This is a genomic window from Streptomyces sp. NPDC049597, assembly GCF_040675505.1.
Taxonomy (GTDB): domain Bacteria; phylum Actinomycetota; class Actinomycetes; order Streptomycetales; family Streptomycetaceae; genus Streptomyces.
In genome coordinates this window covers 276,127-282,711 of record NZ_JBFAOY010000005.1, presented here as the reverse complement: position 1 = coordinate 282,711, position 6,585 = coordinate 276,127, and the positions used below count along the sequence as shown (strand labels likewise).

At 68.5% G+C, this 6,585-nt stretch carries 8 protein-coding genes; 3 read left to right on the top strand and 5 right to left on the bottom strand.

The window, feature by feature from the left end:
• Positions 1-371: 371 nt before the first annotated feature.
• On the bottom strand, positions 372-1,013 hold the full coding sequence (locus AB0K02_RS09440; protein WP_365991752.1) for a DNA-3-methyladenine glycosylase: 642 nt from the start codon (positions 1,011-1,013) through the stop codon (positions 372-374).
• A gap of 73 nt (positions 1,014-1,086) precedes the next feature.
• Here AB0K02_RS09440 and AB0K02_RS09435 point away from each other — a divergent pair, with 73 nt between their 5' ends.
• The 3 genes from AB0K02_RS09435 (at position 1,087) to AB0K02_RS09425 (ending at position 3,150) form a co-directional block, all read left to right on the top strand.
• Positions 1,087-1,869, top strand: coding sequence for a sporulation protein (locus AB0K02_RS09435; protein WP_365991751.1), 783 nt, complete (start codon positions 1,087-1,089; stop codon positions 1,867-1,869).
• A 43-nt stretch (positions 1,870-1,912) separates the two neighbouring features.
• Complete coding sequence (locus AB0K02_RS09430) at positions 1,913-2,449, top strand: YbhB/YbcL family Raf kinase inhibitor-like protein (protein WP_365991750.1); 537 nt, start codon at positions 1,913-1,915, stop codon at positions 2,447-2,449.
• Between the two features lie 191 nt (positions 2,450-2,640).
• Entirely contained in the window at positions 2,641-3,150 is a 510-nt protein-coding gene (locus AB0K02_RS09425) for an HNH endonuclease (RefSeq protein ID WP_365991749.1), read from the top strand.
• A 73-nt stretch (positions 3,151-3,223) separates the two neighbouring features.
• Here AB0K02_RS09425 and AB0K02_RS09420 read toward each other — a convergent pair whose 3' ends face one another.
• From AB0K02_RS09420 to AB0K02_RS09405, 4 genes are all read right to left on the bottom strand, one after another.
• Complete coding sequence (locus AB0K02_RS09420; protein ID WP_365991748.1) at positions 3,224-3,997, bottom strand: sulfite exporter TauE/SafE family protein; 774 nt, start codon at positions 3,995-3,997, stop codon at positions 3,224-3,226.
• A 78-nt stretch (positions 3,998-4,075) separates the two neighbouring features.
• Positions 4,076-5,035 carry an SPFH domain-containing protein gene (locus tag AB0K02_RS09415; RefSeq protein ID WP_365991747.1) on the bottom strand — a complete coding sequence of 320 codons (960 nt, stop codon included), beginning with the start codon at positions 5,033-5,035 and terminating at the stop codon, positions 4,076-4,078.
• Between the two features lie 193 nt (positions 5,036-5,228).
• Positions 5,229-5,660 (bottom strand): NfeD family protein, encoded by a 432-nt coding sequence (locus AB0K02_RS09410; RefSeq protein WP_307716172.1) that lies wholly within the window; start codon positions 5,658-5,660, stop codon positions 5,229-5,231.
• A gap of 84 nt (positions 5,661-5,744) precedes the next feature.
• Positions 5,745-6,536 (bottom strand): ABC transporter ATP-binding protein, encoded by a 792-nt coding sequence (locus tag AB0K02_RS09405; protein WP_365991746.1) that lies wholly within the window; start codon positions 6,534-6,536, stop codon positions 5,745-5,747.
• Between the last annotated feature and the right edge of the window lie 49 nt (positions 6,537-6,585).

Sequence of the window (6,585 nt, the reverse complement as noted above, 5' to 3'; positions counted from 1 at the left end):
TTTTGGCACGCTGTTGAGTTCTCAAGGAACGGACGCTTCCTTTGTACTCACCCGCAGAATCTTCTGGGGCTTTCCTCCGGGCGCTTCCCTTCGGTCTTGCGTTTCCGACTCTATCAGACTCTTTCGTGTCCGATTCCCGGCCGGCGGGATCGCTTTCAGTTCTTCGCTTTCGCGTTTCCCTTTCGGCGTGGTCACTACTTTAGCGGATTTCCCCGGCGTCTCATAATCGAGTCGATCAGGTCGAATTTCGGCATGCCGAAATCGCACCCGTTCGGGTTTGTCGTCAGTAGTGGATGGCCGCTTCGGAGCTGCTGAAAAGCAGTGCCCCGTTCAAGCGGCTCGGGCTACGTTAGGCGTCTCGCCGTACCGAGTCAAGTCGCCCTGCGGCGCGGCGAGTGGGCCCGGTACGGGCTCACGGTGGGGTCGCCCTCGATCCAAAAGCGCCACGGATGGTACGCGCCTTCGCCGCCGACGCCCGTCCGTGGGCCGTTGCGCACCTGGTCGGGGGAGGGCGGGCGGCCATGGCAGAGGGTCAGCGGCGCGGCCGGGCCGTCGCAGAGGTCCGCCCCGTTGAGGGCGCGGTCGACACCGAGGGCGGTGGCCAGACGGGCCGGGCCTTTGGCCAGTTCCTTGTCATGGCGGGCCGAGACGCGTCGATGGCGGGTGAGCTCCGCGCCCACCTGGATCTCCCCCGCCCGCAGGAGGATTCCGCTCGCCTTCCCCTCGGGGCCGCACACCACGTTGAGGCAGTGCCACATGCCGTAGGTGAAGTAGACGTACGCGTGTCCGGGCGGGCCGAACATCACCTCGTTGCGCGCGGTGCGGCCGCGGAAGGCGTGGGAGCCGGGGTCGGACTCGCCCGCGTACGCCTCCACCTCGGTCAGGCGCAGCTCTATCGGGCCGTCCTCCGTCATGCGGATCAGCGTGCGGCCCAGCAGTTCGGGCGCCACTTCCAGGACCGGGCGGTCGAAGAAGGAGCGGGCCAGCGGCGTACGGTCGGAGCTCTCGATCATCGCTTCGAGCGTACCGGGGAACCGACTACGGTCGTCGGGCGTATGTAGGGGTCAGGACCTAGAAGGAGTGGACATGGGCTTCAAGAAGCTGCTCGCGAGCCTCGGCGCCGGTGGTGCGTCCGTCGAGACGGTGCTCACCGAGGAGAACGTCGTTCCGGGCGGGGTCGTCCAGGGCGAGGTGCGGATCCAGGGCGGTTCGGTCGATCAGCAGATCGAGGGGCTGTCCGTCGGCCTTCAGGCGCGTGTCGAGGTCGAGGGCGGTGACCAGGAGGTCAAGCAGGACATCGAGTTCACCAAGCAGCGGCTCGGTGGCGCGTTCGAGGTCAAGGCCGGCGCGGTGCACGTGGTGCCGTTCGGTCTCGAGATCCCGTGGGAGACGCCGGTCACGTCGATCGGAGGGCAGCAGCTGCGCGGGATGAACATCGGTGTGACGACCGAGCTGGAGATCGCGCGTGCCGTGGACTCGGGCGACCTCGACCCGATCAACGTGCACCCGCTGCCGTCGCAGCAGGCGATCCTCGACGCGTTCATCCAGCTGGGCTTCCGCTTCAAGAGCGCGGACATGGAGCGCGGTCACATCCGGGGGACGCGCCAGCGGCTGCCGTTCTACCAGGAGATCGAGTTCTTCCCGCCGCAGCAGTACCGCGGGCTCAACCAGGTCGAGCTGACGTTCGTCGCGGACGACCACGAGATGGACGTGGTCCTGGAGATGGACAAGAAGCCGGGTCTGTTCAGCGAGAGCAGCGACTCGTACAAGGCCTTCAAGGTCGGGCACCACGACTTCGCGGGGACCGACTGGGCCGCTTACCTGAACCAGTGGCTCGCCGACGTCGGTGGCCGTCGCAACTGGCTCTAGGCTCGGGCCACAGACGCAGGACAGCCGAATCGGAGGTTTTGACGTGACCGAGCTGAAGCGTGCGCCGCTGCCGCACGACTTCCACCCGCCGGTGCCGTCGTTCACGGTGGTGAGCGACGACATCGAGCCGGGGTCGGTACTGAAGGACGCCCAGGTCCACGCGGCGGGCAACACGTCCCCGCATCTGCGCTGGGAGGGCTTCCCGGCGGAGACCAAGAGCTTCGCCGTGACGTGTTTCGATCCGGACGCTCCGACGGGCAGCGGTTTCTGGCACTGGGTCCTGTTCGACATCCCGGCGTCGGTGACCGAGCTTCCGGCGGGTGCGGGCACCGGGAAGTTCGAGGGGCTGCCCGAGGGCGCGGTCCAGGCCCGCAACGACTACGGGTCGAAGGACTTCGGGGGTGCCGCTCCCCCGGCCGGTGAGAAGCACCGTTACGTGTTCACGGTGTACGCCGTGGACAGCGAGAAGCTCGGACCGGACGCGGACGCCTCGCCCGCGGTGGTGGGCTTCAACCTGCGCTTCCACACGCTCGCCCGCGCGCACGTCATCGCGGAGTACGAGGGACCCGCCGAGAGCTGATTGTTCGTTTTCCGTTTGCCCTGCCCTGGTCTTGGAGAGATCAGGGCAGGGCAGTTTTGTTGCCGGGGGCCGGGGGTTCGCTCTCCCGGAAGGCACAGATATTGCGTTGTCCATCTCGGCGCGCCCGGCCAGAGTTGATCCGAGCCCGATGCCCGCCGACGGGCTGGGCCGGCGAACGGGAGGTGGGCGAGATGCGGGACACGCTGGTGCTGAATGCGAGCTTCGAGCCGCTGTCGACGGTGACGCTCAACCGTGCGGTGGTGCTGGTGCTCCAGGACAAGGCCGTCGTCGAGCAGGCCCACCCCGGTCTCCGTGTCCGCGCGGCCGCCGTCGATCTTCCGGTGCCCCGGGTGATCAGGCTCTGCCGGTACGTACGGGTGCCGTTCCGAAGACAGGCGCCGTGGTCACGGCGGGGTGTGCTGGTCAGGGACCGGCACCGGTGCGCGTACTGCGGCAGGCGCGCGACGACCGTGGACCACGTGGTGCCGAGGTCGCACGGTGGTGCCGACTCCTGGCTGAACACGGTCGCCTCGTGCGCCGAGGACAATCACCGCAAGGCGGACCGTACGCCGGAGCAGGCGGGTATGCCGCTGCTGCACCAGCCGTTCGTGCCGTCGCCGGCGGAGGCGATGCTCCTCGGGATGAGGTCGGGCGAGCGGGCGGCCCTGCCGGACTGGCTGGCGGCGGACACCGCCGCGTAGTGCGCGGCGCAGGTCGCTGTCTCTCGTGAGGGAGCCCGTCCCCGTACGGCTAGGGGGCGGGCTCCCTCACGTGTCAGCGCAGGAGCAGCTGCACGATGGCGCAGGTGCCGACGACCACGATGAACACACGCAGCGCGGTGGGGTGCAGTTTGCGGCCGATCTTCGCCCCGAGCTGGCCGCCGATCGCCGAGCCGACGGCGATGAGGAGGACGGCGGTCCAGTCGAAGTCGGCGACGAAGAGGAAGAACAGTGCGGCGATGCTGTTCACGATGGCCGCGAGGACGTTCTTGACGGCGTTGAGGCGCTGGATGGTGTCGTCGAGCAGCATGCCCATGAGGGAGAGGTAGATGATCCCCTGGGCCGCGGTGAAGTAGCCGCCGTACACGCTGGCGAGCAGCAGGCCGCCGAAGAGGACGGGCCCGCCGTCGGTCTTGGTGAGGGTGCCGTTGCGTTCGCGGCGGCGCTGGACGGCGGTGGAGATGCGGGGCTGGAGCACGACGAGGACCAGGGCGAGCGCGACGAGGACGGGCACGATCGTCTCGAAGGCGGTCGACGGGAGCATCAGCAGCAGCACGGCTCCCGCGAGACCGCCGATCGCGGCGGCGACGCCGAGGCGCATCACGAGGGGCCGCTGGCCCTTGAGTTCCTCCCGGTAGCCTATGGCGCCGCTGATGGAGCCCGGGATGAGGCCGAGGGCGTTCGACACCGTGGCGGTGACGGGCGGCAGCCCGGTGGCCAGTAGTACCGGGAAGGTGATCAGGGTCCCCGAGCCCACGATGGTGTTGATGGTGCCGGCGCCGACTCCTGCGGCGAAAATCGCCAGTGACTCCCAGATGGGCAACGCCATCTCCTCCACGCTCGGTGAGACGCCTCCCCGCCATCAAGGTCGAGGGGCCTCAACGATCATGCACGAAGGATGCCGGCGTCAGTCGATGGGGGGCTGCTCGCGGCGTTCGGTGCCGCTGCCGTTCCCGTTGCCCGCCTTGCTCGGTCCGCCGCCCATGCCGGCCATCGGGTTGAAGTTGCCCATGGCTCCGGAGAGCCCCTTGAGGGCGTCGCCGATCTCGCTGGGCACGATCCAGAGCTTGTTGGCGTCGCCCTCGGCGATCTTCGGGAGCATCTGGAGGTACTGGTAGGCGAGGAGCTTCTGGTCGGCGTCTCCGGCGTGGATGGACTCGAAGACCGTACGGATGGCCTGGGCCTCGCCCTCGGCGCGCAGAGCCGCCGCCTTGGCCTCACCTTCGGCGCGGAGGATCGCGGACTGCTTCTCGCCCTCGGCGGTGAGGATCTGCGACTGCCGGATGCCCTCGGCGGTGAGGATGGCGGCGCGCTTGTCCCGGTCGGCGCGCATCTGCTTCTCCATCGAGTCCTGGATGGAGGTGGGCGGCTCGATGGCCTTGAGCTCGACGCGGTTGACGCGGATGCCCCACTTGCCGGTGGCCTCGTCGAGGACTCCGCGGAGCGCCGCGTTGATCTCCTCGCGGGAGGTCAGCGTCCGCTCCAGGTCCATGCCGCCGATGATGTTCCGCAGGGTGGTGACGGTGAGCTGCTCGATGGCCTGGATGTAGCTGGCGACTTCGTAGGTCGCGGCCCGGGCGTCGGTCACCTGGTAGTAGATGACGGTGTCGATGTTGACGACCAGGTTGTCCTGGGTGATCACCGGCTGGGGCGGGAAGGGGACGACCTGCTCGCGCAGGTCGATGCGGTTGCGGATGGAGTCGATGAAGGGGACGACGATGTTGAGGCCCGCGTTGAGGGTGCGGGTGTAGCGTCCGAACCGCTCCACGATGGCGGCGCTGGCCTGCGGGATGACCTGGATCGTCTTGATCAGGGCGATGAAGACCAGCACCACCAGAATGATCAGGACGATGATGATCGGTTGCATCGCGTTCCCTGTGCCCTTCGCTGCCGGATGATTCTGCGATTTCTGCGGATCGAGCTGAGGTCGGATCTGACGGCTGTGATGATCAGTTTCCCAGAACAGGGGCTGTGCTGTGGGCAGTTCGGAAGGTTCGGCCCGTTCCGGTCCGTTCGCCGGGGGGCTGCGGTCGTCGTCGCTGGGAACGCCGTCGTGGCGCTCACATCACGACGGCGGTGGCTCCGTCGATCTCGACCACGTCGACCTGCTGGCCCTGCTCGTAGGACATGGACGCGTCGAAGGAGCGGGCGGACCAGATCTCGCCGGCCAGCTTGATGCGGCCGCCGTTGCCGTCGACCCGTTCGACGACAACTGCCTGACGGCCTTTCAGGGCATCGACACCGCTGGCGAATCTCGGGCCCTGCTGGGCTCTGTGCCGGGCCGCGATGGGGCGTACGACCGCGATGAGCGCGACGGACACCGCGGCGAAGACGAGGACTTGAGCCACCGATCCGCCGCCGAGCGCCGCGACGACGGCCGCGGCCACGGCTCCGGCGGAGAACATTGCGAATTCGGGCATCGCGGTCAGCACGAGCGGAATGCCCAGCCCGACCGCGCCGATCAGCCACCACACCCATGCGTCGATGTCCACGTGGTCATGGTAGGTCCGCCGGTCGCGGTCCGGACAGGGGGCGATACGGGTCGCCTTCGGTTCTGCCCTTGTTCGTCAGGGAGTTCAGCCGAGCGGCAGGCCCTGCGCGGTCCAGCGCTCGCCGTTGCGCTCGACGACGAGCGGGAGGCCGAAGCAGTGGGACAGGTTGCGGGAGGTGAGCTCGGTCTCCATCGGGCCGGCGGCGAGCACCTTGCCCTGCCGGATCATCAGCACGTGGGTGAAGCCGGGCGCGATCTCCTCGACGTGGTGGGTCACCATGATCATGGAGGGCGCGTACGGGTCGCGGGCGAGCCGCCCGAGACGGCGCACCAGGTCCTCGCGGCCGCCGAGGTCCAGGCCGGCGGCGGGCTCGTCGAGGAGGAGCAGCTCGGGGTCGGTCATCATGGCGCGGGCGATCAGGGTGCGCTTGCGCTCGCCCTCGGAGAGGGTGCCGAACCTGCGGTCGAGGTACTCGGTCATGCCGAGCCGGTCGAGGAAGGCACGGGCGCGCTGCTCGTCGACCTCGTCGTAGTCCTCGTGCCAGGTGGCGGTCATGCCGTACGCGGCGGTGAGCACGGTCTGCAGGACCGTCTGGCGCTTGGGGAGCTTGTCGGCCATGGCGATGCCGGCCATGCCGATGCGGGGGCGGAGCTCGAACACGTCGACGCCGCCGAGGCGCTCGCCGAGGATCCGGGCCCGGCCGCTGGTGGGGAAGAGGTAACTGGAAGCGATGTTGAGCAGGGTGGTCTTGCCCGCGCCGTTGGGGCCCAGGATCACCCAGCGCTCACCCTCCTTGACCGACCAGGAGACGTCGTCCACCAGAGCGCGTCCGTCGCGGACCACGGATACGTCCACCAGCTCCAGTACATCGCTCATGAGCGCGTTGTCTCCCCATGCAATCGTCGAGGCCTTCGGGTGCGTGTGG

Excerpts from the sequence above, each read along its gene's own strand:
- AB0K02_RS09405 (WP_365991746.1), bottom strand. The coding sequence starts at position 6,536 with ATGAGCGATGTACTGGAGCTGGTGGACGTATCCGTGGTCCGCGACGGA.
- AB0K02_RS09435 (WP_365991751.1), top strand. The coding sequence starts at position 1,087 with ATGGGCTTCAAGAAGCTGCTCGCGAGCCTCGGCGCCGGTGGTGCGTCC.
- AB0K02_RS09415 (WP_365991747.1), bottom strand. The coding sequence starts at position 5,035 with ATGCAACCGATCATCATCGTCCTGATCATTCTGGTGGTGCTGGTCTTC.
- AB0K02_RS09440 (WP_365991752.1), bottom strand. The coding sequence starts at position 1,013 with ATGATCGAGAGCTCCGACCGTACGCCGCTGGCCCGCTCCTTCTTCGAC.
- AB0K02_RS09425 (WP_365991749.1), top strand. The coding sequence starts at position 2,641 with ATGCGGGACACGCTGGTGCTGAATGCGAGCTTCGAGCCGCTGTCGACG.
- AB0K02_RS09420 (WP_365991748.1), bottom strand. The coding sequence starts at position 3,997 with ATGGCGTTGCCCATCTGGGAGTCACTGGCGATTTTCGCCGCAGGAGTC.